The organism is Streptomyces sp. NPDC006997, assembly GCF_040635175.1.
Lineage (GTDB): Bacteria > Actinomycetota > Actinomycetes > Streptomycetales > Streptomycetaceae > Streptomyces.
This window is the reverse complement of sequence record NZ_JBEYHH010000047.1, coordinates 1-24,716: the sequence shown is the minus strand read 5'-3', so window position 1 is coordinate 24,716 and position 24,716 is coordinate 1. Positions and strand designations below refer to the sequence as shown.

Annotated in this window: 23 protein-coding genes; 5 read left to right on the top strand and 18 right to left on the bottom strand. The window is 73.1% G+C overall.

What is annotated here, in order from left to right:
• Nucleotides 1-55 precede the first annotated feature (55 nt).
• Entirely contained in the window at nucleotides 56-1,303 is a 1,248-nt protein-coding gene (locus tag ABZ659_RS32035) for an SAV2148 family HEPN domain-containing protein (protein ID WP_360227120.1), read from the top strand.
• 107 nt (nucleotides 1,304-1,410) lie between these two features.
• Nucleotides 1,411-2,133 carry a 3'-5' exonuclease gene (locus ABZ659_RS32030; protein ID WP_360227117.1) on the top strand — a complete coding sequence of 241 codons (723 nt, stop codon included), beginning with the start codon at nucleotides 1,411-1,413 and terminating at the stop codon, nucleotides 2,131-2,133.
• Between the two features lie 12 nt (nucleotides 2,134-2,145).
• On the opposite strand, the gene ABZ659_RS32025 is transcribed toward ABZ659_RS32030, so the two are convergent.
• Nucleotides 2,146-3,021 (bottom strand): aminoglycoside phosphotransferase family protein, encoded by an 876-nt coding sequence (locus tag ABZ659_RS32025; protein ID WP_360227114.1) that lies wholly within the window; start codon nucleotides 3,019-3,021, stop codon nucleotides 2,146-2,148.
• A 119-nt stretch (nucleotides 3,022-3,140) separates the two neighbouring features.
• Between ABZ659_RS32025 and mgt the strand changes: the two genes are divergently transcribed.
• Nucleotides 3,141-4,355 carry a macrolide-inactivating glycosyltransferase gene (gene mgt / locus ABZ659_RS32020; protein ID WP_360227111.1) on the top strand — a complete coding sequence of 405 codons (1,215 nt, stop codon included), beginning with the start codon at nucleotides 3,141-3,143 and terminating at the stop codon, nucleotides 4,353-4,355.
• A 132-nt stretch (nucleotides 4,356-4,487) separates the two neighbouring features.
• Here the strand turns inward: mgt and ABZ659_RS32015 are convergent, their stop codons facing one another.
• The gene (locus tag ABZ659_RS32015; protein WP_360227108.1) at nucleotides 4,488-6,764 is read right to left on the bottom strand and encodes an MMPL family transporter; all 2,277 of its coding nucleotides are present in this window, start codon (nucleotides 6,762-6,764) and stop codon (nucleotides 4,488-4,490) included.
• A 286-nt stretch (nucleotides 6,765-7,050) separates the two neighbouring features.
• Here ABZ659_RS32015 and ABZ659_RS32010 point away from each other — a divergent pair, with 286 nt between their 5' ends.
• A complete protein-coding gene (locus tag ABZ659_RS32010) occupies nucleotides 7,051-7,599 on the top strand; it encodes a DUF1697 domain-containing protein (RefSeq protein ID WP_360227105.1) in 549 nt (182 codons plus the stop codon).
• Nucleotides 7,600-7,610: 11 nt separating this feature from the next.
• Here ABZ659_RS32010 and ABZ659_RS32005 read toward each other — a convergent pair whose 3' ends face one another.
• The 15 genes from ABZ659_RS32005 to ABZ659_RS31935 form a co-directional block, all read right to left on the bottom strand.
• Nucleotides 7,611-8,360, bottom strand: a complete 750-nt coding sequence (locus ABZ659_RS32005; protein ID WP_360227102.1) for a sirohydrochlorin chelatase — start codon at nucleotides 8,358-8,360, stop codon at nucleotides 7,611-7,613.
• Between the two features lie 8 nt (nucleotides 8,361-8,368).
• The gene (locus ABZ659_RS32000; RefSeq protein ID WP_360227099.1) at nucleotides 8,369-9,259 is read right to left on the bottom strand and encodes an ABC transporter permease; all 891 of its coding nucleotides are present in this window, start codon (nucleotides 9,257-9,259) and stop codon (nucleotides 8,369-8,371) included.
• Nucleotides 9,246-10,034: an ABC transporter ATP-binding protein gene (locus tag ABZ659_RS31995; protein WP_360227096.1), complete on the bottom strand. Its 789-nt coding sequence runs from the start codon at nucleotides 10,032-10,034 to the stop codon at nucleotides 9,246-9,248. Before ABZ659_RS31995 ends, ABZ659_RS32000 begins: the two co-directional genes overlap by 14 nt.
• Before the next feature lie 36 nt (nucleotides 10,035-10,070).
• Nucleotides 10,071-11,183 (bottom strand): aliphatic sulfonate ABC transporter substrate-binding protein, encoded by a 1,113-nt coding sequence (locus tag ABZ659_RS31990; protein ID WP_360227093.1) that lies wholly within the window; start codon nucleotides 11,181-11,183, stop codon nucleotides 10,071-10,073.
• Nucleotides 11,184-11,394: 211 nt separating this feature from the next.
• Entirely contained in the window at nucleotides 11,395-12,729 is a 1,335-nt protein-coding gene (locus ABZ659_RS31985; RefSeq protein WP_360227171.1) for a GTP-binding protein, read from the bottom strand.
• Nucleotides 12,730-12,740: 11 nt separating this feature from the next.
• Complete coding sequence (cysD, locus tag ABZ659_RS31980) at nucleotides 12,741-13,682, bottom strand: sulfate adenylyltransferase subunit CysD (protein WP_360227090.1); 942 nt, start codon at nucleotides 13,680-13,682, stop codon at nucleotides 12,741-12,743.
• Entirely contained in the window at nucleotides 13,679-14,215 is a 537-nt protein-coding gene (cysC, locus tag ABZ659_RS31975; RefSeq protein WP_360227088.1) for an adenylyl-sulfate kinase, read from the bottom strand. Before cysC ends, cysD begins: the two co-directional genes overlap by 4 nt.
• 65 nt (nucleotides 14,216-14,280) lie before the next feature.
• Nucleotides 14,281-14,994 carry a phosphoadenylyl-sulfate reductase gene (locus ABZ659_RS31970; protein ID WP_360227085.1) on the bottom strand — a complete coding sequence of 238 codons (714 nt, stop codon included), beginning with the start codon at nucleotides 14,992-14,994 and terminating at the stop codon, nucleotides 14,281-14,283.
• Nucleotides 14,991-15,173 carry a hypothetical protein gene (locus ABZ659_RS31965; protein WP_360227082.1) on the bottom strand — a complete coding sequence of 61 codons (183 nt, stop codon included), beginning with the start codon at nucleotides 15,171-15,173 and terminating at the stop codon, nucleotides 14,991-14,993. Before ABZ659_RS31965 ends, ABZ659_RS31970 begins: the two co-directional genes overlap by 4 nt.
• Nucleotides 15,170-16,867, bottom strand: a complete 1,698-nt coding sequence (locus ABZ659_RS31960) for a nitrite/sulfite reductase (RefSeq protein ID WP_360227079.1) — start codon at nucleotides 16,865-16,867, stop codon at nucleotides 15,170-15,172. The genes ABZ659_RS31965 and ABZ659_RS31960 overlap by 4 nt, the downstream gene beginning before the upstream one ends.
• A gap of 129 nt (nucleotides 16,868-16,996) precedes the next feature.
• Entirely contained in the window at nucleotides 16,997-17,080 is an 84-nt protein-coding gene (locus tag ABZ659_RS31955) for a putative leader peptide (RefSeq protein WP_311318337.1), read from the bottom strand.
• Nucleotides 17,081-17,207: 127 nt separating this feature from the next.
• Complete coding sequence (locus ABZ659_RS31950; RefSeq protein WP_360227076.1) at nucleotides 17,208-17,780, bottom strand: GNAT family N-acetyltransferase; 573 nt, start codon at nucleotides 17,778-17,780, stop codon at nucleotides 17,208-17,210.
• A 59-nt stretch (nucleotides 17,781-17,839) separates the two neighbouring features.
• Entirely contained in the window at nucleotides 17,840-19,141 is a 1,302-nt protein-coding gene (locus ABZ659_RS31945) for a hypothetical protein (RefSeq protein ID WP_360227073.1), read from the bottom strand.
• Nucleotides 19,142-19,313: 172 nt separating this feature from the next.
• Nucleotides 19,314-20,597 (bottom strand): GAF domain-containing protein, encoded by a 1,284-nt coding sequence (locus tag ABZ659_RS31940; protein WP_360227070.1) that lies wholly within the window; start codon nucleotides 20,595-20,597, stop codon nucleotides 19,314-19,316.
• 294 nt (nucleotides 20,598-20,891) lie between these two features.
• The gene (locus ABZ659_RS31935) at nucleotides 20,892-22,526 is read right to left on the bottom strand and encodes an acyl-CoA dehydrogenase family protein (protein ID WP_360227067.1); all 1,635 of its coding nucleotides are present in this window, start codon (nucleotides 22,524-22,526) and stop codon (nucleotides 20,892-20,894) included.
• A 249-nt stretch (nucleotides 22,527-22,775) separates the two neighbouring features.
• On the opposite strand from ABZ659_RS31935, the gene ABZ659_RS31930 reads away from it, so the two are divergent.
• Nucleotides 22,776-23,891 carry a YihY/virulence factor BrkB family protein gene (locus ABZ659_RS31930; protein WP_360227166.1) on the top strand — a complete coding sequence of 372 codons (1,116 nt, stop codon included), beginning with the start codon at nucleotides 22,776-22,778 and terminating at the stop codon, nucleotides 23,889-23,891.
• Nucleotides 23,892-23,920: 29 nt separating this feature from the next.
• On the opposite strand, the gene ABZ659_RS31925 is transcribed toward ABZ659_RS31930, so the two are convergent.
• Nucleotides 23,921-24,716 (bottom strand): NmrA family transcriptional regulator (locus ABZ659_RS31925; protein ID WP_360227064.1); only part of this gene is annotated, 796 nt, incomplete at its 5' end.

Sequence of the window (24,716 nt, the reverse complement as noted above, 5' to 3'; positions counted from 1 at the left end):
CTTCCTTGATCGTTGAGACTGGGGAGTGCCCGGGGGAGCGGAAGGCGGTGCGCGGGTGGGCTCGGGAGGGCTGGAGCTGCCCCCTGGTGACGAGGGTCACGAGGGGCACTCCACAGACGTCCCGCCCGGCACGGTGTCGCTGGCCCGGCCGATGGAGACCCACTCCATCGGCCCGGAGCTGGACTGGGACGCCGAAGCCTGGCACGAAGTGCGCACCCGCGCCCAGCGCGCGGGCCGGGCCTACATCTGGCTGAACCTCGTCGAACAACGGCTCCGCGCGGTCGTGGCCGCCGTACTGCGCCCGATCTACGAGCCCGTCCACGGCGACGAGTGGGTGGTCGCCGCGGCCGGACCGGCCGGACAGGAGTGGGTGCAGCGCGCGGTCGCGGTCCGCGAGGTCAGCCGCCGCAAGGGCTATCTGCTCGACCCGGCCGACGACAACGTCCTCAGCTTCCTCACCCTGCCCCAGCTGCGCGAGCTGATGGTGCAGCACTGGCCGTGCTTCGAGCCGTACGTCGACGACCGCCGCGACGTCGAACTCGCCCTGGACGAGCTGGAGGTCACCCGCAACGTCGTCTCCCGCAACCGGGCCCTGTCCGAGGCCGTGCTCGCCCAGGCGGAACGCGCCTCTGCCCGGCTCCTGGAGATCCTCGGCGCCGGCAGCGACGTGCCCTCCGCCCGCCGGCTGCCGGTCGACGCGGTGGAGGACCTGGTGGGCGACCGGTACGCCGACGTGGTCGCCGTCCACCCGGACCGGGTGCGGCTGCTGCGGCAGTTCCCCGCCGAGGACATCTTCGACGGCGCCCGCCGCATCGACGCCTTCGGCATCGGCCTCAACCTGCTCGTGCAGAACTTCTCCGGCCGCCGCCTGGTCCGCCTCGCGGAGGCGGGCTGCCGGGCCCGCCTGCTGTTCCTCAACCCGGCCTCCAGCGCGGTCAAGCGCCGGGAACGCGAACTCGGCATCAAGCGGGGCGAACTGAGCCGCGCGGTGGAGATGAACATCCTCCACATGCGCCGCGTCCGCGCCCGGCTGCGCGACCCGGACGCCTTCCAGATCCAGGTCTACGACGAGACCCCGCGCTGCACCGCCTACCTGGTCGACGGCGACGGCTCCGACGGCATCGCGGTCGTCCAGTCCTACCTGCGCCGCTCCCGGGGGATGGAGGCCCCGGTCCTGGTCCTGCGGAGCGGCACCAAGGTGGTCAGACCGGGCGACCAGCACGCCATGGGAGAGACGGGACTGTTCACCACCTACCGGGAGGAGTTCGAGGTGACGTGGGCGGATTCACGCCCTGTGTCCTGAAACGCGGCGCTGCTCACCCCTGATCGGAAGCCGATCCTCCGATTGTCAGTGGCCCATGGCAAGGTGGAGATCACTGGGGGAGAGCACCACCAAGAAGGGGGGCCACCATGAGCTGGCACCGGGAACTACTGATCGGCTTCGACCTGGAGACGACGGGCACCGACCCGCACGAGGCGCGCATCGTCACGGGAGCCGTGATCGAGGTCAGGGGCGGGCAGCCCCTGGGGCGCCGGGAATGGCTCGCCGACCCCGGAGTGGAGATCCCGGCCGACGCGGTCGCCGTCCACGGCATCAGCAACGAGCGCGCGGCCACCGAGGGCCGCCCCGCCGACCAGGTCGCCGACGCCATCGCCGACGTCCTCGTGGGCTACTGGAAGACGGGCGTCCCGGTCGTCGCCTACAACGCGGCCTTCGACCTGACCCTGCTCGCCGCCGAACTGCGCCGCCACGCCCTGCCGTCCCTGCGCGACCGCCTGGGCGGCCTGGATCCCGCGCCCGTCATCGACCCGTACACCATCGACCGCCAGGTGGACCGCTACCGCCGCGGCAAGCGCAACCTCGAAGCGGTCTGCGCCGAGTACGGCATCACCCTCGACACCGCCCACGACGCCACCGCGGACGCCCTCGCCGCCGCCCGCCTGGCCGGTGCGATAGCCGCCCGCCACCCCAAGATCGCCTCCCTCGGCCCGGCGGACCTGCACCGCCGCCAGATCGAGTGGTCCGCGCGGTGGGCGGCGGACTTCCAGGGCTTCCTGCGCCGCAAGGGCGAGACGGGGGCGGTGGTCGACGGGACCTGGCCGCTGCGGGAGTTGGCGGGGGAGCGGGCCTGAGGTCGGGCGTCCTCAGAACGGATACCACCGCACCGTCACGTCCCCGTCCCGTAGGGATGCCACCCGGCGCCGGAACTCCGTCCGGGCCTTGGGGTGGTCGGGGGCGTGCTGGGCGACCCAGGCGCAGCTGGCCGTTTCGCGGGCGCCGCGTAGGACGTCCCAGCCGTTCCAGTCGCGGACGTCCCAGCCGTAGGTCGTGGTGAAGGAGTCGTAGGCCGCGGCCGGCAGGCCGTAGCGGTCGCGGGAGAGGGCCATCACCACCAGGTCGTGTTCGCGCAGGTCGGCGGAGAAGGTCTCCAGGTCGACCAGGACGGGGCCGTCCGGCCCGACGTGGACGTTGCGGGGGAGCGCGTCGCCGTGGATCGGGCCCGGGGGGAGGTGGGGGGTCAGCGCCGCCGCGGCTGCCGCGAAGCCGTCCCGGCGGTCGCGCAGGTAGGCGGCGTCCGCCGCGTCGACGGCGTCACCGGCGAGGCGGAGCCACCGTTCGACGCCGCTCAGCAGGTCGCGGGGCGGCAGTCCCAGGGTGGGGTCCGGTGGGGTCGGCAGGGCGTGGACCAGGCGTAGCAGCTCCGCGAGGTCCCGGGGTTCCGCCGTCCGTACGGCGTCCGGCAGGCGGTGCCAGACGGTGACCGGGTGGCCTTCGGCGAGCGTCGCCTCGTCGGCCGCCGCCCTGACCGCGGGGACGCCCGCTTCCGCGAGCCAGTGGGCGACGCGCAGTTCGCGGTGGGCCCGGGCCAGGAGTTCGGTGTCCCGGCCCACCTTGACGACCAGGTCACCGGCGGCGAACACCGCGTTCTCGCCGAGGGCGAGCAGCCGGGCCTCCCGCGCCGTCGCGGCGGGCAGCACCTCCGCCGCGGTCAGCGCGTACCGCGCGCGTGCCTCGTCCATCGTGCGCCTCCGGGGGGTCGGGTCGTGCGGTCGCTGGCTAGTTTCGCATTCGCGCAGGTGGGGGTGGGGAGCGAGGATTGCACTAGACGAGACGTGTCGTCTCGTCTAGGGTGTTCGGCATGACAACTCCCGCGCATCCCGCGCATATCGCCATGTTCTCCATCGCCGCCCACGGGCACGTGAACCCGAGCCTGGAGGTCGTCCGTGAGCTGGTGGCGCGCGGGCACCGGGTGACGTACGCGATCCCGCCCGCCTTCGCCGAGAAGGTCGCGGAGACCGGTGCCGAGGTGAGGACCTGGCGGTCGACCCTGCCCGGACCCGACGCCGACCCGGAGGCGTGGGGCTCCACACTGCTGGACAACGTGGAGCCGTTCCTCGACGACGCGATCCAGGCGCTGCCGCAGCTCGTCGCCGCGTACGAAGGCGACGAGCCCGATCTCGTGCTGCACGACATCACCTCCTACCCGGCCCGGGTCCTCGCCCACCGCTGGGGCGTGCCCGCGGTCTCCCTCTCTCCCAACCTGGTCGCCTGGGACGGCTACGAGCAGGAGGTCGGGGAGCCGATGTGGGAGGAGCCGAAGAAGACCGAACGGGGCCGGGCCTACTACGCCCGCTTCGAGGGCTGGCTGGCGGAGAACGGGATCACCGAGCACCCCGACTCCTTCGTGGGCCGCCCCGCCCGTTCCCTGGTGCTCATCCCCAGGGCGCTCCAGCCGAACGCCGACCGGGTCGACGAGCGGGTCCACACCTTCGTCGGCGCCTGCCAGGGCGACCGCGCCGCCGAGGGGGAGTGGGCGCGGCCCCGCGACGCCGAGAAGGTGGTGCTGGTCTCGCTGGGGTCGGCGTTCACCAAGCAGCCCGGCTTCTACCGGGAGTTCGTGCGGGCCTTCGGCGAGCTGCCGGGGTGGCACACCGTGCTCCAGGTCGGTCGATATGTCGACGCGAGTGAGCTGGGTGACCTGCCCGCGAGCGTGGAGGTGCGGTCGTGGGTGCCGCAGCTCGCCGTGCTCCGGCAGGCCGACCTGTTCGTCACGCACGCGGGGGCGGGGGGCAGCCAGGAGGGCCTGGCCACGGCCACGCCGATGATCGCCGTACCGCAGGCCGTGGACCAGTTCGGCAACGCGGAGATGCTCCAGGGGTTGGGCGTCGCCCGGTATCTCCCGAAGGAGGAGGCCACGGCGGAGCGTCTGCGTGAGGCCGCGCTGGCGTTGGTCGACGCGCCGGAGGTGGCGGGGCGGCTGAAGGCGATTCAGGCGGAGATGGCCGCGGAGGGGGGTACCCGGCGGGCGGCGGACCTGATCGAGGCGGAGTTGTCCGGTGGGGGCGGTCGCTGAGGGGGCGGTGGAGTACGTCGCCGTCCGCGGGTGGGGGGTGGCTGGTCGCGCAGTTCCCCGCGCCCCTGGGGCATACAGTCGCCCGCACCCTGGAACGGGTGCGGGCGCCTGCCGTGTCGGGGTGGCCCGGGGTCAGACTCCGACCCGTTCGCCTTCCTCCTCTACCGCCGGGGGCTGTTCGCCCGCGACCGCGTCCGCCGACTCGTCGTGGGTCAGGTCCGGGAGGCGGTGGAGCCACTTCGGGAGGTACCAGTTGCGTTCGCCGAGGAGGGCCATGACCGCCGGGAGCAGGACGCCGCGGATGATCGTCGCGTCGATCAGGACGGCCGCGGCGAGGCCGACGCCCATCTGCTTCATGGACTGCATGGACAGGGTGCCGAAGATCGCGAAGACGGCGACCATGATGACGGCGGCGCTGGTGACGACGCCCGCCGTGGTGACCACGCCGTGGGCGATCGCGTCCTTCGTCGTGCGGCCGCGCAGCCGCGCCTCGCGGATCCGGGAGACCACGAACACGTGGTAGTCCATGGACAGGCCGAACAGGATCACGAAGAGGAACAGCGGCAGCCAGCTGACGATCGCGCCCACGCCCTCCGCGCCCACCAGCGACGCGCCCCAGCCGTGCTGGAAGACGGCGACGAGGATGCCGTACGCCGCCCCCACCGAGAGCAGGTTCAGCACGATGGACGTGATCGCGACGGTCAGGGAGCGGAAGGACAGCAGCATCAGCAGGAAGGCGAAGACGACCACGAAGACGAAGACCGGGACGACGGAGCCGACGAGCTGGTCGTTGAAGTCCTTGGAACCGGCGACCTGTCCGGTGATCGGGGCGTCCACGCCGTCCACCCGGCCGAGGGTGGCGGGCCGCACGTCGTCGCGCAGCTTGTCCAGGCTCTCGCCCGCCTTGTCCAGGTCGGAGCCGCCGACCAGCGGGACGTAGACGAAGGCGACGTTCTGCTCGTCGTGGGTCTTGATCTCGACCGGGCCGCGGGAGGCACCCGAACTGATCGCCCGCTCCCGGAAGTCGGCGAGCGCGGAGCGCACCTCCGGGGCGTTGATGTCGTCGGCCTTCACGATCACCTCGGCGGGGTCGGAGCCGCCGGGGAAGGCGTCGTTGACGCGGTTGTAGGTCTGCACGATGGACAGCGAGTCACCGAACTCCTGGTCCAGGGTGAGGTTCTGCGTCTTCATGCCGACCGCGGGCGCGGCGATCGCCAGGAGCGCACCGGCCGCGACGACCACGGCGAGCACCGGCCGGGCGAGTACGCCCTTCAGCACGGCGCCCCAGAACCGGCTCTCGCCACTGCTCTTGCCGGGGCCCGTGCCGTTCTTGCGGCCGCGGCGGCGCAGGAACGGGATACGGCCCTTCTCCACCCGCTCGCCCAGCAGCGACAGCAGCGCGGGCAGCACGGTCACCGAGCCGACCATGGCGACCGCGACGACCATCAGCGAGGCCAGGCCCATCGCCTCGAACTCGGCGAGCCCGGTGAACAACATGCCCGCCATCGCCACGCACACCGTGACACCGGAGACCACGACGGCCCGGCCACTGGTCGCGGCGGCGATCCGCAGGGCGGTCTGCGCGTCCCGGCCCGCCTCGCGCTCCTCACGCTCACGGCGCAGGTAGAACAGGCAGTAGTCGACACCGACGGCCAGACCGACCAGCAGCATCACGGAGTTGGCGGTGTCGCTCATCGGCATGACGTGGCTGACGATGCCCATCAGGCCCATGGTCGCCATGATCGCGGTGACGGCGAGCAGCACCGGCAGCAGCGCCGCCACCAGCGCGCCGAACGCGATGAGGAGGATGCCGAGGGCCACCGGGACGGCGGAGTACTCGGCCTTCTGGAAGTCGTCCCCGAAGGCGTCGTCGAACGTCTTCATCATGCTGGCGCCGCCGATCTCCTCGATCCGCAGCGACCCGTGGTCCTTCTGGACGCCCTCGACGGCCTTCAGCACGGGCTCCACCCGCTCACCGGCGGTGTCCGACTCCCCGCGTATGTCGAACTGCACCAGCGCGCTGCGCCCGTCCGCGGAGATCGTCCGGGTGTCGTACGGCGACTGGATGTCGGCGGCGGCGTCCGTGGCGCCGACCGCCTCGATCACCGCGTCGACCGCGGCGCGGAACTCCGGGTCGGTGGCCTTGACCCCGGCGTCCTTGGCCTGGATCAGTACGGTCTCACTGGCCGGTTCCTCGATCCCGGCGTCCTCGATGATCTTCGCGGCGGTGTGGGTCTCGCCGGGCAGCTGGTCGCTGTCCTTGACGTCGACGCGGCCCGCCGCCGAGCCGAGCCCCATCGCCAGCACGACGAAGAGCACCCAGATGCCCACCGCCGCCCACCGGTGCCTGGCGCTCCAGCCGCCAGCCCGCGCGGCGAACCCCCGCACGCGTGTTTCTCCGTTCCCCATCACGGGATGCCCCTCGTCGCGCGGTGGCAGCCCCCTGCCGCCACCTTCCGCTATTGAAGGTAGGGGCCCGACAAAGCCGTCTCGTCGTACTGCCTGGTGAAAGCGCGGAGGCCCACCGTCCTCCCGACGGCCCCCCGCCCCTCCCCTCTGGGGAGGACAACGGCCCCTTACATCTATCCGAGGTCTCGGGGAGTGATCTCGGGGGTAGGGTTCCCGTGAGCCCCCACACCAGGGCGGATGCCGTGCCCGCCCCCACGGGGCACGGCGGCCGTCCTAGGGTGTGGGGGTGACCCACACCTATGCGGCGCTGCTGCGCGGGATCAACGTCGGCGGCAAGAAGGTCCCGATGGCCGAGCTGCGCACCCTGATGGAACGCCTCGACGGCTACGACGCGGTACGCACGTACCTCCAGAGCGGCCAGGCCGTCTTCACCGCCGACCACGGCGACGAGGACTCCCTCGCCGCGGAACTCACCGAGGCCATCGGGAAGCACTTCGGCTTCGGCGTCGACGTCCTCGTCCGCGACCACGCCTACCTCGCGGCGATCGCCGACGCCTGCCCCTTCCCGGCCGCCGACCTGGAGCCCAGACAACTCCACGTCACCTACTTCTCCGCGCCCGTCGGCCCCGACCGGTTCGCGGAGATCGACCAGAGCGCCTACCTCCCCGAGGAGTTCCGACTCGGCGACCGCGCCCTCTACCTCCACGTCCCCGACGGCCTCGGCCGCTCCAGGCTCGCCGAACAACTGGCCAGGCCCCGCCTCACCAAGGGCCTCGTCGCCACCAGCCGCAACTGGAACACCGTACGGAAGCTGGTGGAGATGACCGCCGGGTGAGCGGCGGGTCCTCAGGCGCCGATCGCCCGCAGCCCCGGGAGCCGTGCCGCCTCGTACCGCTCCAGCAGCACCCGCGCCACCTCCGGCGCCGGGCCCAGCACGTCGGCGAGGACGTCCGCGTCGGCGGCGCCGCGGGCGATGCGGTCCGGCAGGAAGCCGGGGGCCAGGACGTACGGCGCCACGGCGACGCGGGAGCAGCCGAGCGCCCGCAGCTCCCGCACGGCGTCCTCCGTGCGGGAGAACCCCGCGGGATTACCAGCGGAGGCGAACGCAGGCCGCACGGCGCACCAACCGGTGTGCCGCCACTCCCGCGCGATTGCCGCGATCACTGCGATCGCCTCCGGGTCGGTGGACCCCGCCGAGGCCAGCACGACCCCGGTCGAGGACTTGTCGCCAGGCGTCAGCCCGGCCTCGTACAGCCGCCGCTCCAGCGCGCCCAGGAGCAGCGGTGACGGGCCGAGGACGTCGGCCTGACTGATCCGCAAGTGTCGTGGCGCACCCTGGAGGACCGCTGGAACGTCGGCCTTGGCGTGGAAGGCGCGCGTGAGCAGCAGCGGCAGGGCGACGACGTCCCGCACGCCCTCGGCGGCCAGGGACTCCAGCACGCCCTGCGCGGAGGGGATGTTGAAGTCCAGGAAGCCGGTCTCCACCCGCAGACCGGGCCGCAGCGACCGCACCCGCCGCACCAGGGCGTGCACGGTCGCGGCGTGCCGGGGGTCTCGGCTGCCGTGGGCGATGACGAGGAGGACCGGTGCGTTCATGGGATGTCTCAGCTCCTCACCAGGAGACCACGGCCGCGCAGCACCCGCCGCTCCAGCGGGCTGAAGATCAGCAGGTCGATGGCGATGCCGACGACGAGGATCAGCAGGATGGCGAAGAAGACCATGGACATGCTGCTGTTGTTGCGGCCGTTCTCCAGGAGCTGGCCGAGGCCCACGCCCAGGTCGGGGGAGGAGGCGATGATCTCGGCGGCCATCAGGGAGCGCCAGGCGAACGCCCAGCCCTGCTTCAGACCGGAGACGTAGCCGGGCAGCGCGGCGGGCATCACGATGTGCCAGGTGCCCTTCAGCCCTGTGGCGCCCAGGGTGCGCCCGGCGCGCAGGAACAGCGGCGGCACCTGGTCGACGCCCGCGACCAGCCCGTTGGCGATGGAGGGGACCGCGCCGAGCAGGATGACGGCGTACATCATCTGGTTGTTCAGGCCGAGCCAGATCACCGCGGGCGGCACCCAGGCGACCGACGGCAGGGACTGCAGCCCGGACAGGACCGGGCCGATGGCCGCCCGGACGAACCGGACGCGGGCCACCAGCAGGCCCAGCGGCGTGCCGATGGCCAGCGCCATCAGGAAGCCGAGCAGCCCGCGCGAGACGGACGTCCACACGTACGCGTGGAGGGTGCCCTGGAGCCAGGCGGCGCGCAGCTCGGCCCACACGTCGGAGGGCGCGGGCAGCTTGCCGGGGTCGTCGGCGACGCCGGTGCTCACCAGCAGCTGCCAGAGGGCCAGCACCAGCAGGACGGCGACGACCGGCGGCAGCACCTTCTGGACGAGGGTGTCCCGCAGCGGGGTGCGCCGGACCTGGACGGATTCCAGGGCGTCCAGGCCCGCCTCCAGTCCGGCGAGGTCGTTGCCGTCCTTGGCGTCGGTGTCAGTGCTGGCCATGGCGGCGGATCTCCCCACGCAGTTCTTCGGTGATCGCGACGGACAGTTCGGCGACGTCGGCGTCCTCGATCCGGCGCGGGTGCGGGATGCCGACCGTCCACTGGCGGGCGACGCGGCCCGGGCGGGAGGAGAGCAGGACCACGCGTTGGGCGAGGCGGACGGCCTCGCGGACGTTGTGGGTGACGAACAGGACCGACAGTCCCGTCTCGCTCCAGATGCGGGTGAGTTCGTCGTGCAGGACGTCGCGGGTGATGGCGTCCAGGGCGGCGAACGGCTCGTCCATGAGGAGGAGTCTGCTGTCCTGGGCGAGGGCGCGGGCCATGGCGACGCGCTGGCGCATCCCGCCGGAGAGCTCGTGGACGCGTTTGCCGTGGGCGCCCTGGAGGCGGACGAGTTCGAGGAGTTCCTCGGCGCGTTCGCGGCGTTCGGTCCGGGGCAGGCCGCGCAGCCTGAGGGCGAGTTCGATGTTCTTGCCCGCGGTGAGCCAGGGGAACAGGGCGTGTTCCTGGAACATCAGGGCGGGGCGGCCGTCGGTGGTGATGGTGCCGGTGGTGGGTTGGTCGAGGCCCGCGACGAGGTTGAGCAGGGTGGACTTGCCGCAGCCGGAGGCGCCGAGGAGGGTGACGAACTCGCCGGGGGCGACATCGAGGGAGATGTCGTCGAGGACGAGCTGCCGCCCGGCCGGTCCCGCGAAGGACTTCGTTACGTGGTCGATGCGCGCGGCGTGCCCCACGGACGTGTCCGTGTCGGCGGCCTTGGCGAGGACGGTTGCCATGGTCGTCACCTCCTGGGATCTCACAGAGCTACGGGGTTAGCGGGACTGCTGGACGCCGAGCCCGGCGTCGTCGACCTCGTCTCGGCCCGCCTGCCTGAGGACCTTGTTCAGCGGGGCGAGGTCGTAGATGCCGGCGAGGTCGGGCTGTTCGAGGAGTCCGGCCCTGACGGCGTGGTCGGCCTGGGCGTCGAGGGTGGCGGCCAGCGGATCGTCGAGGAAGGTGACGGACTCCCACGCCGGGTCGACCACCTCGGCGGGCAGCTCCTTGCCGGTGTCCCGGGCGAGCTGGGCGTTGGCCGCGGCCTTCGCCTCCTCCGGGTGGGCGCCGATCCACCGGTTGGCCCTGACCGACGCCCGCAGGACGGCCTCCACGGCCTCGGGGTGCGCGTCCAGGAAGCTCTGCGACACGATCACGTTGGTGATCACGAACTTCCCGTCCGGCCACAGGTCGGCCTCGTCGAGCAGTACCTCCGCGCCCTCCGCGACCAGCTTGGACGCGGTCGGCTCCGGTACCCAGGCGCCGTCGACGGACCCGGAGCGGTACAGGTCGGGCGTGACCTTGTTGTCGGAGCGGACCACGGACACGTCGCCCTTGCCGCTCTGCGCGTCGACCGTCCAGCCCTGCTCGCGGATCCAGTTGAGGAAGGCCACGTCCTGGGTGTTGCCGAGCTGCGGGGTGGCGATCTTCCTGCCCTTGAGGTCCTTCAGGGAGCCGATCTTCTCCGGGTCCACGACGAGCTTCACCCCGCCCGACGCCGACCCGGAGACGATCCGCAGGTTCTTCCCGCCCGCCTTGACGTAGCCGTTGACCGCCGGGGACGGGCCGATCCAGCCGATGTCGACCGAGCCCGAGTTCAGTGCCTCGATCTCGGAGGGACCGGCGTTGAAGGTGGCGTACTTCGCCTCCGTACCGCCCAGCTCCTCCTGGAACAGCCCCTGGTGGCGGCCGACCAGGGCGGTCGCGTGGGTGAGGTTCCCGAAGTAGCCGATCCGGACCGAGTCCAGGCCGTCGACCTTGGCCGCCCCGGCGACGGCGCCCTCGGTGTCCGCCACGGCCTGGGAGCCGTAGCCGCAGGCCGTGGCGAGCGCCAGCAGCGGCAGGACGGCCAGCACCGCGAGGGCGCGACGCGGGACGGGGGTGGCGGGCACGGGACGGTTCCTCTCGGTGGCCCGGCTGTCACGCCCTTACCAGGGGGTCGTGGCCGGGGGGTCGGCGGCGGTACGGGGTGCGGCGCGCGGACGCGGCGCGCGGGTCACCGCGCACATCGCGCCACTCCGCCCTGTCCGCTTCCGAGGGCGCCGCTGCCGACGCGGCCGCCCTCCTTCGCGAACGTGGCGTAGTAGTCGGTTGAGTTCACGCTCAGAAGTCCCACCCGTCGTCCTCGCCGTCGTCCTTGACGGGCTCCGGGGAGGCGAAGGACTCGCCGACCATCCCGGCGGTGAGGGTGGTGCCGTCGCTGGGGTCGATCAGGATGAACGAGCCCGTGCGCCGCGAGTCGGCGTAGGAGTCGACCGGCAGCGGCTCGGCGGTACGGATCTTCACCCGGCCGATGTCGTTGGCGACCAGGTGCCCCGGGTGCGGGTGCAGCGACAGGTCGTCCAGGGTGAGCCGGGACGGGATGTCCTTGACGATCGCCTTGACCGTGCGGGTGCCGTGCTTGATCAGCACCCGGTGCCCGACCGTCAGCGGCTGGTCGGCCACGTGGCACACCGTCGCCTCCACGTCCTGCGTGGTGGGGGGCGCGTCCCTCGTCGGCACGATCAGGTCGCCGCGGGAGATGTCGATGTCGTCCTCCAGCAGGAGGGTCACCGACTGCGGCGTCCAGGCGGTGTCGACGGGCTGGCCGAGCAGGTCGATCCCCGTGACCTTCGTCGTCCGGCCGGACGGCAGCACCGTCACCGGGTCGCCGACCCGGAAGGTGCCCGCCGCGATCTGACCGGCGTAGCCCCGGTAGTCGGGGTGCTCGGCGGTCTGCGGGCGGATCACGTACTGCACGGGCAGCCGGGCGTGGCAGTGCGCCAGGTCGTGGGCGACCGGCACGGTCTCCAGGTGCTCCAGGACGGTCGGACCGGCGTACCAGTCCATGACCGACGAGGGCTCCACCACGTTGTCCCCGGCCAGCGCCGAGATCGGGATCGCGGTGACCTCGGGGACGCCCAGTTCGAGCGCGTACGCCGTGAACTCCTCGGCGATCGCGGCGAACACGGACTCCTCGTACCCGACGAGGTCCATCTTGTTGACGGCGAGCACCACGTGCGGCACCCGCAGCAGCGCGGCGATCGCGGCGTGGCGGCGGGTCTGCTCGACGACACCGTTGCGGGCGTCGACGAGGATGACCGTCAGCTCGGCGGTGGAGGCGCCGGTGACCATGTTCCGGGTGTACTGCACGTGCCCGGGGGTGTCCGCGAGGATGAACCGCCGCTTCGGCGTGGCGAAGTACCGGTAGGCGACGTCGATGGTGATGCCCTGCTCGCGCTCGGCCCGCAGCCCGTCGGTCAGCAGCGCGAGGTCGGGGGCCTCCTGCCCGCGCGAGGCGGACGCCCGCTCCACGGCCTCCAACTGGTCGACCAGGACCGACTTGGAGTCGTGCAGCAGCCGCCCGACGAGGGTGGACTTGCCGTCGTCGACGGAACCGGCGGTGGCGAACCGCAGCAGGGTGGTGGCCGCGAGTTCCTCGGGGGTGATGGACGTGATCGTGGTCATGCTTAGAAGTACCCCTCGCGCTTGCGGTCTTCCATCGCGGCCTCGGACAGCTTGTCGTCGGCCCGGGTGGCGCCCCGCTCGGTGAGGCGGGAGGCGGCGATCTCGGCGATCACCTTCTCGATGGTGTCGGCGTCGGAGTCGACGGCGCCGGTGCAGGACATGTCCCCGACCGTGCGGTAGCGGACCTGCCGCTTCTCCACGGTCTCGGCCGCCTTCGGCCCGCCCCACTCGCCCGCGGTCAGCCACATGCCGTCGCGCTGGAACACCTCGCGCTCGTGCGCGTAGTAGATCTCCGGCAGCGCGATGCCCTCGCGGGCGATGTACTGCCAGACGTCCAGCTCGGTCCAGTTGGACAGCGGGAAGACGCGGACGTGCTCGCCGGCGGCGTGGCGGCCGTTGTAGAGGTTCCACAGCTCGGGCCGCTGACGGCGCGGGTCCCACTGCGAGAACTCGTCCCGGAGCGAGAACACCCGCTCCTTCGCCCGCGCCTTCTCCTCGTCGCGGCGCCCGCCGCCGAAGACGGCGTCGAACTTCTCCGCCTGGATCTTCTCGGTCAGGGGAAGCGTCTGGAGCGGGTTGCGGGTGCCGTCCGGGCGCTCTCTCAGCACTCCCCGGTCGATGTAGTCCTGCACGGAGGCGACGTGCAGGCGCAGCCCGTGCCGCTCGACGGTGCGGTCCCGGTAGTCGAGGACCTCGGGGAAGTTGTGCCCGGTGTCGACGTGCAGCAGGGAGAAGGGGACGGGCGCCGGGGCGAACGCCTTCAGCGCCAGGTGCAGCATGACGATGGAGTCCTTGCCGCCGGAGAACAGGATCACCGGCTTCTCGAACTCGCCCGCCACCTCACGGAAGATGTGGACGGCCTCGGACTCCAGCGCGTCCAGGTGGGACAGGGCGTACGGGGTCCGCGTCCCCTCGCCCTCGTCGAGCTTGGCGGCGGTCGTCATGCCAGTCCCCTTTCGCTGAGCAGGGCGTACACGGTCGCCGCGGACTCCCGCACGGTCTGGTGCTGCGACTCGATGCGCAGGTCGGGCGTCTCGGGCTCCTCGTACGGGTCGTCTACCCCCGTCAGCCCGGTCAGTTCGCCCGCGGCCTGCTTGGCGTACAGGCCCTTCACGTCCCGCTCGCTGCACACCTCGACCGGGGTGGCGACGTGCACCTCGACGTACGGTGTGCCGTTGACGTCGTGCCGCTTGCGCACGGCGTCGCGGCTGTCGGCGTACGGCGCGATCACCGGGACGAGGGCCTTGACGCCGTTGCGGGCGAGCAGTTCGGCGACGAAGCCGATGCGCTGCACGTTGGTGTGCCGGTCCTCGCGGCTGAAGCCGAGGCCCGCCGAGACGAACTCGCGGATCTCGTCGCCGTCGAGCACCTCGACGAGGTGGCCCTCCTCGCGCAGTCGGGCCGCCAGCTCGTGCGCGATGGTGGTCTTGCCCGCGCTCGGCAGACCCGTGAGCCAGACGGTGGCTCCGGTGGTCACGTGGTTCTCCTGGGGGGTCTCGGGGATCGGGTGGGGGGCATTGTTCACCTGAGACGCGCTCGCCGTCATCCGTGCAGTCCGCACTCGGTCTTGGCCCGGCCGGCCCAGCGGCCCGCGCGCGCGTCCTCGCCCGCGAGGGTCCGGCGGGTGCAGGGGGCGCAGCCGACGGACGCGTAACCGTCCATCAGCAGCGGGTTGGTGAGGACGCCGTGCTCGGCGACGTAGGCGTCCACGTCGTCCTGGGTCCAGCGGGCGATGGGGGAGATCTTCACCTTCCCGCGCTTCTCGTCCCAGCCGACGACCGGGGTGTTCGCCCGGCTCTCGGACTCGTCGCGGCGCAGCCCGGTCGCCCAGGCGAGGTACCCCTTGAGACCCTCCTCCAGCGGCTTGACCTTGCGCAGGAAGCAGCACAGGTCGGGGTCGCGGTCGTGCAGCCTCGGGCCGTACTCGGCGTCCTGTTCGGCGACCGTCTGGCGGGGGGTGAGGGTGATGACGTTGACGTCCATCACGGCCTCGACCGCGTCGCGGGTGCCGATGGTCTCCTCGAAGTGGTAGCCGGTGTCCAGGAACACCACGTCGACGCCGGGCAGGGCGCGGGAGGCGAGGTGGGCGACGACGGCGTCCTCCATGGAGGACGTCACGCAGAAGCGCCTGCCGAAGGTGTCCGCGGCCCACTGGAGGATCTCCAGCGCGGAGGCGTCCTCCAGGTCGCGGCCCGCCCGCTCGGCGAGCGCCCGCAGATCGTCGGTCGTACGGTCTTCCTGAGCCGTCGTCGTCATGTCCCGTCGTCCCCCTGTGTGGTCTCGTGCCGCAGCCCCCGGGCCAGCAGGCCGAGGAACTTCAGCCGGAAGGCGCGGTTGCACGCCGCGCACTCCCAGGCGCCGTGGCCCTCCTCACTGGGCCGCAGGTCCTCTTCGCCGCAGTAGGGGCAGTAGAAGGGGGCCGCCCGCTCGCTCATGACAGGGCCTCCTCGGACGCGCGGGCCACCCAGGCGGCGAACCGCTCGCCCTGCTCGCGCTCCGCCTGGTAGCGCTTGAGGACCCGCTCCACGTAGTCGGGCAGCTCCTCGGAGGTGACCTTCAGACCGCGCACCTTGCGGCCGAACCCGGCCTCCAGGCCCAGCGCGCCGCCCAGGTGCACCTGGTAGCCCTCGACCTGCCGGCCCCGGTCGTCGAGGACCAGCTGGCCCTTGAGACCGATGTCCGCGACCTGGATACGGGCGCAGGCGTTGGGGCAGCCGTTGAGGTTGATGGTGATCGGCTCGTCGAAGTCGGGGATCCGGCGCTCCAGTTCGTCGATGAGCTGGGCGCCGCGCGCCTTGGTCTCGACGATGGCGAGCTTGCAGTACTCGATGCCGGTGCAGGCCATCGTGCCGCGCCGGAACGCGGACGGCCGGGCGGTGAGGTCGAGGGCCTCCAACTCCTCCACGAGGGAGTCGACCCGGTCCTCGGCGACGTCGAGGACGATCATCTTCTGCTCGACGGTGGTGCGCAGCCGGCCCGAGCCGTGCGCCTCCGCCAGCTCGGCGATCTTGGTGAGGGTGGCGCCGTCGACGCGGCCGACGCGCGGCGCGAAGCCGACGTAGTAGCGGCCGTCCCGCTGCCGGTGCACGCCGACGTGGTCGCGCCAGCGGGCCACGGGCTGCGCGGGGGCGGGTCCGTCGACGAGCTTGCGCTTCAGGTACTCGTCCTCCAGGACCTGCCGGAACTTCTCCGTGCCCCAGTCGGCGACCAGGAACTTCAGCCGGGCGCGGTTGCGCAGCCGTCGGTAGCCGTAGTCGCGGAAGATGGAGATGACGCCCTCGAAGACGTCCGCGACCTCGTCCAGCGGCACCCAGGCGCCGAGCCGGACGCCGATCTTGGGGTTGGTGGAGAGTCCGCCGCCCACCCACAGGTCGAAGCCGGGGCCGTGCTCGGGGTGGACGACCCCGACGAAGGCGACGTCGTTGATCTCGTGGGCCACGTCGAGCAGCGGCGAGCCGGAGATCGCGGACTTGAACTTGCGGGGCAGGTTCGAGAACGCCTTGTCGCCGATGATCCGGCGCTGGATCTCCTCGACGGCCGGGGAGCCGTCGATGATCTCGTCCTCGGCGATCCCGGCGACCGGGGAGCCGAGGATGACGCGCGGGGTGTCGCCGCACGCCTCGGTGGTGGACAGGCCGACGGCCTCCAGGCGGTTCCAGATCTCGGGGACGTCCTCGATCCGGATCCAGTGGTACTGGATGTTCTGCCGGTCGGTGATGTCGGCGGTGCCGCGGGCGAACTCCTGGGAGATCTCGCCGATGACGCGCAGCTGCTCGGTCGTGAGACGGCCGCCGTCGACGCGGACCCGCATCATGAAGTACTCGTCGTCCAGCTCCTCCGGCTCCAGGACGGCCGTCTTGCCGCCGTCGATGCCGGGCTTGCGCTGGGTGTAGAGGCCCCACCAGCGCATCCGGCCGCGCAGGTCGTTGGGGTCGATCGAGCCGAAGCCACGCTTGGAGTAGATCGTCTCAATGCGTGTCCGCACATTGAGACCGTCGTCGTCCTTCTTGAACTGTTCGTTGCCGTTGAGCGGGGTGAAGTGCCCCGCGGCCCACTGGCCCTCACCGCGGTGACGGCTCACCTTGCGGCGGGAAGTCGCGGCGGCAGGGTTCTGCGGGGTGGCGGCCATGGTGGATACGTCCTTCAAGGCGGGCGGAAATCGGCTCGGACCTGCGCATACGGGCGCGTGGGCGCATACCCGCGCGACATTGCGCGGGGAGACTGGAAGAGAGGGGGTGTCGGCGGTACCGCGGGGCGGTCAGCTCGCCGGACAGATGGCGCTGGACATGCGGCCGAGGTCGACGTGACGTCGACTCACCAAGGCGGTTCCAGTTCCAGACATGACGGCAGCGTGTCATGGCGATCTGGACACAGTCCAGCTTCGTCCGGGATGTGGACATACTTGTCTCACTGGGCGAGACAAGTATGTCCTTCGTCACATGGCGCGTCCGCGCCCTTGTCGACGCAGGTCAGACGGGGTAGGCGCCCGGCCACGGGCCGGGGGAGTCGACCCGCGGCTCCTCCTCGACCTTGGTGTCGAAGAGGGTGAAGCCCCGGCGCTGGTAGTTGGCCATGGCGTGCTCGCCGTCCTTGCTGCACGTGTGCAGCCACACCCGCCCGGTCGGCGCCAGCCCCGGCCAGCGGTCCGCGAGGTCCCAGGCACGGGCGGTGGCGTACGACAGCAGGTGGCCGCCGATCCGCCGTCCGCGGAAGTCCGGAACCAGCCCGAAATAGACGATCTCCACGACCCCGCCGTCCTGGGGCTCCAGCTCCACGTACCCGGCCGGGGTGCCCCGGTCGTACGCCACCCAGGTCTCCACGCCCGGCCGCGCCAGGTACGCGCGCCAGCGCGCGTAGCTCCAGCCGAGCCGGTCCACCCAGTGGATGTCCTGTCCCACGGACGCGTACAGGAAGCGGCTGAACTCGGGGGAGGGCACCTCGGCGCGGACGATCCGCACCTCGCCGTCGGGCGCGGCGGCGGGCAGCAGGTCGCCCGGGGCGGTCTGCTCCAGGGACCAGGTGGTCACGGGGATGTGGGTCATGCCGGAAAGGGAACCATCTCCTCCGGCGGGCTGTCGATCCACTCCGGCGCGCTGCCCGGCTACTCCAGCGAGCCGTCGATCGTGCTCAGCGGCAGGGAGAACAGCATCCGCCCCGACTGCGACCACACCTCGCCGGTCTCCTCCCACAGCGACAGCGGCAGCGACTCGGCCGACCCGCTCCAGCACAGGTACGTCCCGTCCGCGCCGCACCGGGCGGTACGGGTGCCGTCGGTGTCCTGCCGCCACAGGGAGCCGTGCCCCGCGCGCCCGTCACTCGCCCGCGCCAGGTACCAGCGGGGCCGCACGGTCCCCGGCGCGCGGTGGGCGAGCACGCCCCGCACCCCGGTCATCCGGGTCACGTACGCGGCGTCCACGGCGGCCGTGCCGTCGGCCGTGGTGGCGAGCAGCCCGGCGCGGGCCGGGTCGCCGCTGAAGGAGTAGCGCCACAGCCCGGTGGGCCGCTCGTCGTCCGCCGCGACCGGACCGCTGGCGACCAGGCTGTCCGGCGCGGTGCTGCGGTCCAGGGAGACGGCCGCGAACCGCGCCGCGTCCTCGTCGCCGGTCAGCCGGTACGAGCCCACCGCGGGCAGCACATAGCGGTCGCCGTCCGCCGCGAACCCGCCGGGGACCCGGCCGACCGCGCCCGAGTCCACGTCGGCGCGCTGGATGCGGTCGAGGTCGCAGACGTACAGCGCACGCCCGTCGTCCGCGGTGACCAGCAGCTTGTCCTCGTACCAGACCAGACCGGAGACGTCGGAGCCGAGCGCCCGGTAGTCACGTCCGCCGTCGACCGGCACGACCAGCAGCGCCCAGGTGTACGCCAGCCGGTCCGGGTCGCCCGCGTCGACGAAGGCGACCCGGGCCCGCTCGGTGCCGCCCGCCGGACGGCTCCAGCCGGAGAGGATCACCCGGTTCGCGCCCCAGCGGCCGTCCACGTCGGCGTCCCCGGAGGTGGTGACCGCACCGGCCCGCACCGCCCGGGGGTCGTCGTCGCTCCAGCAGTAGGCGCGCGTGGCCTCCGGTTCCACGGGCAGCGCCGCGCGCTCCCCGGAGCCGCACTCGTCCGCGTCCCCCAGGGTGTGGTCGGCGTCCGCGAGGACCGTGCCGACCCCGACCGGGTCCCCCATCGACGCGGTGAGCCGGTCCAGGGAGCGGCGCGGCACCAGGTCCTCGGTGAGCCGCAGCGGGCCGGTGTCGGCGGCGGAGGTGAGCGGCTCCAGGGCCCCCGGGTCGCCGGCGACCGTGGCCTGCGAGGTGCTGATCAGGGTGGCCACGGCGGTCAGCGCGAACGCGGTTCCGGCCAGCGCAGCCCGCAGCGCCCGGCCCCGCCTGCGCCTGCGGTGTCGTCCGCGATACGTCATCCGTCCTCCCGCCGTGCCAACTGCGCCTGCCGGTTCGTGCGTTGTACGAGGCGCTGATGGGGTGACCCTCAGGGATGCTACGGCAGGGGAGGGCGGCGCCGGAGGAAGACCTCGCAAATCCCCGGAACCCACGCGCGGGAGGCACCGGACCGGGTACACCCCGTCCGCGCGCTCACGCGCGTGCCGTCCGCGCGTACAGCACCGCCGGTGCCGTCGAGTGCGGCAGCAGGCCGCCGGGGTCGCCGGGCAGGCGCAGTTCGACGTGGGCGGAGTCGGAGAAGCGGTACGGCCGGTGCTCCAGGACGCCGCCCAGGTAGCGACGCACCCGGGACATCTCCGCGCGCGCCGTCACCGTGCGGGCCGGGTCGCCGAACAGGTCGGCGGCGAGTTGCGCGGCGCTGCGCCCGTCCGGGTGCCCGGCCAGCACGAACAGCAACTCGGCGTGCCGGGGGCTCAGTTCGTGGGTCCAGGTGCCCGCGCCGTCGGACACCGTCACCGACCAGCGGCGCGGCCGGGACAGGTCGAGGACCACCCGCGCCGCCGGCGACGGCTCCGGTTCGTCCACCGGCCGCAGCAGCCACCCCCCGGCCAACGGCTCCACCGCGCACGCCCCGAGCGCGGGCAGCACGCGCAGGCCGGGCGCCAACTCCCGCGGCAGCGCCACCCGGTCCGGGTACGGCATCCCCGTCACCGCCGCCGTCCAGCCGTCCCGGTCCACCACCAGCGCCCGCCCCGCGAGCCGCGCCAGCACCGGCGCCCCCACCGCCCGTAGCCGCTCCAGGGACGCCAGGTGCAGCTCCCGCAGCCGCGCCTCGGCCAGCCTGGCCACCGACGTCACCCAGGCCAGTGTGGCCGGGTGCATGGTCTCCATCGGGCCGCTCACGTCCACCACCCCGACCATCCGCCCGTCCCGCGGATCGGTGATCGGCGCCCCGGCGCACGTCCACGTCGTCTGCGACCGTACGAAGTGCTCGGCGGCGAACACCTGCACGGGCCGCCCCACCACCGCCGGGGTGCCCACGCCGTTGGTGCCGACGACGCTCTCCCGCCAGTCCGCGCCGGGCAGGAACCCCAGCGCGTCCGCCTTCCGCAGCACCGCCGGGCTGCCCTCGCGCCACAGCACCCGGCCGTCCACGTCCGCGATCACCATGATGTGGTGGGCGGCGTCCGCGACCGACACCAGCCCCTCCCGCAGCACCGGCAGCGCAGGCCGCAACGGCGACCGGGCGCGCCGCCGCCGTATCTCCGTCGCGTCCAGCAGACCCGACCGGACGTCGTGCTCGGGGTCGAGGCCGACGCGCAGCGCCCGGTCCCAGGACTCCGCGATGACCGGGCGGGGCACCAGCCGGGTGCGCCGCCCCGCCAGCGCGGCCTCCCGCACCTCGCTGAGCACCCGCGCCGCGCGCGCCGTGTCAGCGGCGGCGATTCGCTCGACGTACAACGGCGGGTGCGCCACGACAATCCTCCGGCGGTGTGTGGTTCTCCCGGTACGGACCGACCGCACAGGGGCTTTACGGACCGACGGGACAGGGTCGGTCTCATCCTGGCCGCCCGACGCGGCGGAGGGGCACAGTCCGGTCACAGACGCCACCAAGTTGCAACCCCCTGCAACCCTGGATAACAGGCGAACGGTGCTTGAAACTTGAGCAACGTCGCCCGTGCGGCGTCCGCGGCCTCCTAGGGCCTGCTGGGGCGGGGGTGGTGCCGTGTCGGCGCAGCACCACCCCCGCGCGCCGCCCGCGGCCCGCTCTCACGTCACCGGGCGCGCCCGCTCCACCAGCGCCGCCAGGTCCAGCGTGTGCGGCAGCGTCCCGAACGACGCGCCCCAGTCGCCGCCCAGCCGGGAGGCGCAGAACGCGTCGGCGACCTCCGGCGGCGCGCACCGCACCAGCAGCGCCCCCTGGAGCACCAGCGCCAGCCGCTCCACCAGCCGCCGCGCCCGCGCCTCCGCCCCCTCCAGGTCGGCGAGTCCGGTCAGCAGGTCCTTGATCGCCGCGTCCAGCCTGTGGTCCGCGCCCCGCGCCAGACCGATCTCCCGCAGGCACGCGTCCAGCGCCTCGGGCTCCCTCCGCAGCGCCCGCAGCACGTCCAGCGCCTGGATGTTGCCCGCGCCCTCCCACACCGAGTTCAGCGGCGACTCCCGCACCAGCCGCGGCAGCCCCGACTCCTCGACGTACCCGTTGCCGCCCAGGCACTCCGCGGCCTCCACCGCCACCGGCGCGCACCGCTTGGTCACCCAGAACTTGGCCGCCGGGACCGCCAGCCTGAGCAGCGCCCGGTCCTGTGCGGTGCCGCTGTCGTACGCCGCCGCCAGCCGCAGCGCCAGCGTGGTCGCCGCCTCCGACTCCAGCGCGAGGTCGGCCAGCACGTTGCGCATCAGCGGCTTGTCGGCCAGCTTCCCGCCGAACGCCTCCCGGTACGAGCAGTGGTGCACCGCCTGCGCCACCGCCTGCCGCATCAGCCCCGCCGAGCCCAGCACGCAGTCCAGGCGGGTCGCCGCGACCATCCCGATGATGGTCCGCACCCCGCGCCCCTCCGCGCCCACCCGGCGCGCCCAGGTCCCGTCGAACTCGACCTCGCCGGAGGCGTTGGACCGGTTGCCCAGCTTGTCCTTCAGCCGCTGGAGCAGGAACGTGTTGCGAGAGCCGTCCGGCAGCACCCGCGGCACCAGGAAGCAGGTGAGGCCCTCCGGCGCCCGCGCCAGCACCAGGAAGCCGTCCGACATCGGCGCCGAGCAGAACCACTTGTGCCCGGTCAGCTCGTAGGCGCCGTCCTCGGCGAGGGGCCGCGCGGCCGTCGTGTTGGCGCGGACGTCGCTGCCGCCCTGCTTCTCCGTCATGCCCATCCCGAACAGCGCCCCCGCCTTCAGGTGGGCGGGCCGCAGCTCACGGTCGTACACCGTGGACGTCAGCCGGGGTTCCCACTCGGCGGCGAGGTCCGGGTCGGCGCGCAGCGCGGGCACCGCCGCGTGGGTCATCGACAGGGGGCAGCCGTTGCCCGCCTCGACCTGCGTCCACACGACGAACGCCGCGGCCCGCCGCACGTGCCCGCCGGGACGCGCCCAGGCGGACGTCAGCCCCGCGGAGACGCCCTTGCCGAGCAGCCGGTGCCAGGACGGGTGGTACTCGACCTCGTCGATCCGCCCGCCGTACCGGTCGTGGGTGCGCAGCCTCGGCGGGTTCTCGTTCGCCAGCACCCCCCACTCCTGCGCCTGCGCCGACCCGGACGTCCGCCCGAGGGCGGACAGCTCGGCGCGGGCCTCCTCCCGGACGGCCGGGTCGAGGTGCCGCTCCACCGCCGCCACCAGCGCCCGGTCGGCGCTGTAGACGTCGTACCCGAGGAGCGGCGGGGGCTGGTTGGTCACGGTGTGGGTGGTGCGTGCCATGTCCCGCAACCTACCCCGAGGCCCGCGGAAGGCACCTGTGGACCGGTCGGCCCGCCGTTCCCGCCGGTCCGGCGGGGGTGAGGGGTGAGTGAGGGGCCGCGCGACGGATACCTTTGGGTCGTGCAGCCAGCAAGAGAACAACCCCCTGAGCGGCCCGCCGGACCCCCCGGGCGGCCCACGGGGCCCACGGACCGCCCCACCGCCCCCCTCGGAGGAGCGACCGCCCTCAGCGGGCAGCCCGCGGGGCGTCTGCACCGCGCCCGCGCGCTCTACCGGAACGTCTCCAAGCGGCGCACCGCCTGGCTGCTCCTGAAGGACACCGTCAACTCCGGCGTCGAGTACCGCATCCTCGGCCTGGCCGCCGAGGCCGCGTTCTTCACCCTGTTGTCCGTGCCGCCGCTGCTGCTCAGCCTGATCGGCCTGCTCGGCTACGTCGACGACTGGACCGGCACCGACAGCATCAGCAGCCTGGAGAACAACCTCCTGGAGGCGTCCCGCACCGTCCTGTCCGACAAGGGCGTCCGACAGATCGCGCAGCCCATCCTCGACGACGTGATGCAGGGCGGACGGCCCGACGTCATCTCCATCGGCTTCCTGTTCGCCCTGTGGTCGGGCTCCCGCGCGGTGAACGTCTTCATCGACACCATCACCGTCATGTACGGCCTCGACGGCGTCCGCGGCATCGTCAAGACCCGCCTGGTGGCGTTCGCGCTGTTCGTCGCCGCGCTGCTGATCGGCTCGATCGCGCTGCCGCTGATGGTCGCCGGGCCGGACGCCGTCGTACGGATCCTGCCCTGGTCGGCGACGCTGGTGCAGGTCCTGTACTGGCCCGTGGTCCTCGTCCTGTCCGTCGCCTTCCTCACGACCCTCTACCACGTGTCGGTGCCGGTGCGCTCACCGTGGATCGAGGACGTGCCGGGCGCCCTCGTCGCCCTCGCCATGTGGGTGCTGGGCAGCTTCCTGCTGCGCATCTACCTCACCAACACCGTCGAGGGCGCCACGATCTACGGCTCCCTCGCCGCCGCCGTCGCCGTGCTGCTGTGGATCGGCGTGTCCGCGTTCGCCGTGCTCGTCGGCGCGGCCGTCAACGCGGCCATCGACCGGGTCTGGCCCGCCGCCGCGACGGCCGCGGCCCGCGCCGCCAACGAACGCGTCCGCGAGGCGCAGGTCGCCGAGTACGTCGCCCGCGCGGCAGCCGCCCGCCAGGCCGCCGACGCCGACGACGACCCGGACGACCCCGACATGCCGTCCGAGTTCCCGGAACGCTGGTCCCGCTTCCTCCCCCCGGAGGACGTCACGGGCCGCTTCCGCACCCACGCGAAGAGCACGCCCAAGGGGGAGGGGGAGCCGGGTCCGACGGACTGACGCGGGCGCGGGAAGCGCCCGGGGGCGCGTCACGCCTTCCAGGCGCCCGCCCCCGCCGCCTCGGCCGCGAACGCGGCGAAGTCGCGCGGCTCCCGGCCCAGGACCCGGCGTACGCCGTCCGAGAGGCGGGCGTTGCGGCCGTCGAGGAGGGTCTCGAAGACGCCCACCAGGAACGCGGCCTCCTCCTCCGGCACCCCGAACCCGGCGAGCCGCTCCCCGTACTCCCGCGCGGGCACCTCCCGGTACGTCAGCCCACGCCCCGCCGCCCGGGCGACCTCCGCCACCGCCTCCCCGAACGTCAGCAGACGCGGCCCGGACACCTCGACCACCTCACCGCCGTACCGCCCGCCGTCCTCGTCCGCCAGGACGGCCACGGCCACCTCCGCGATGTCCCGCACGTCGACGAACGGCTCCGGCACCCCGCCCCCGGGGAACACCAGCCCCCCGCTCGACCGCAGTTCCTCCGCCAGCGGACCCTCGCTGAGGTTCTGCGCGAACCACGCGGCCCGTACGACGGTCACGACGGCCCCTGACGCCCGTACCGCCTCCTCCGTGGCCACCGCCTCCCGCTCGCCGCGCGCCGACAGCAGCACCAGCCGCCGCACCCCCAGCGAGACGGCCTCCCGCGCGAGCGCCCCCATCGCCTCGGTGGCCGCCGGGGCACCGACGTCCGCCGGGTGCACGAGGTACGCCGCGTCGGCGCCGCGCAGGGTCTCCGCCCAGCTCTCCGGGGCGTCCCAGTCGAACCCCCGCGTGCGGGGGGGCGCCCGCACCCGCCCCCCCGGCGCCCCCGCGGCCGCGCCGACCCCCCCCCCCCGATCGGCA

Excerpts from the sequence above, each read along its gene's own strand:
- ABZ659_RS32030 (WP_360227117.1), top strand. The coding sequence starts at position 1,411 with ATGAGCTGGCACCGGGAACTACTGATCGGCTTCGACCTGGAGACGACG.
- ABZ659_RS32025 (WP_360227114.1), bottom strand. The coding sequence starts at position 3,021 with ATGGACGAGGCACGCGCGCGGTACGCGCTGACCGCGGCGGAGGTGCTG.
- mgt (WP_360227111.1), top strand. The coding sequence starts at position 3,141 with ATGACAACTCCCGCGCATCCCGCGCATATCGCCATGTTCTCCATCGCC.
- ABZ659_RS32015 (WP_360227108.1), bottom strand. The coding sequence starts at position 6,764 with ATGGGGAACGGAGAAACACGCGTGCGGGGGTTCGCCGCGCGGGCTGGC.
- ABZ659_RS32005 (WP_360227102.1), bottom strand. The coding sequence starts at position 8,360 with ATGAACGCACCGGTCCTCCTCGTCATCGCCCACGGCAGCCGAGACCCC.
- ABZ659_RS32000 (WP_360227099.1), bottom strand. The coding sequence starts at position 9,259 with ATGGCCAGCACTGACACCGACGCCAAGGACGGCAACGACCTCGCCGGA.
- ABZ659_RS31995 (WP_360227096.1), bottom strand. The coding sequence starts at position 10,034 with ATGGCAACCGTCCTCGCCAAGGCCGCCGACACGGACACGTCCGTGGGG.
- cysD (WP_360227090.1), bottom strand. The coding sequence starts at position 13,682 with ATGACGACCGCCGCCAAGCTCGACGAGGGCGAGGGGACGCGGACCCCG.
- ABZ659_RS31970 (WP_360227085.1), bottom strand. The coding sequence starts at position 14,994 with ATGACGACGACGGCTCAGGAAGACCGTACGACCGACGATCTGCGGGCG.
- ABZ659_RS31965 (WP_360227082.1), bottom strand. The coding sequence starts at position 15,173 with ATGAGCGAGCGGGCGGCCCCCTTCTACTGCCCCTACTGCGGCGAAGAG.
- ABZ659_RS31960 (WP_360227079.1), bottom strand. The coding sequence starts at position 16,867 with ATGGCCGCCACCCCGCAGAACCCTGCCGCCGCGACTTCCCGCCGCAAG.
- ABZ659_RS31955 (WP_311318337.1), bottom strand. The coding sequence starts at position 17,080 with ATGTCTGGAACTGGAACCGCCTTGGTGAGTCGACGTCACGTCGACCTC.
- ABZ659_RS31950 (WP_360227076.1), bottom strand. The coding sequence starts at position 17,780 with ATGACCCACATCCCCGTGACCACCTGGTCCCTGGAGCAGACCGCCCCG.
- ABZ659_RS31945 (WP_360227073.1), bottom strand. The coding sequence starts at position 19,141 with ATGACGTATCGCGGACGACACCGCAGGCGCAGGCGGGGCCGGGCGCTG.
- ABZ659_RS31935 (WP_360227067.1), bottom strand. The coding sequence starts at position 22,526 with ATGGCACGCACCACCCACACCGTGACCAACCAGCCCCCGCCGCTCCTC.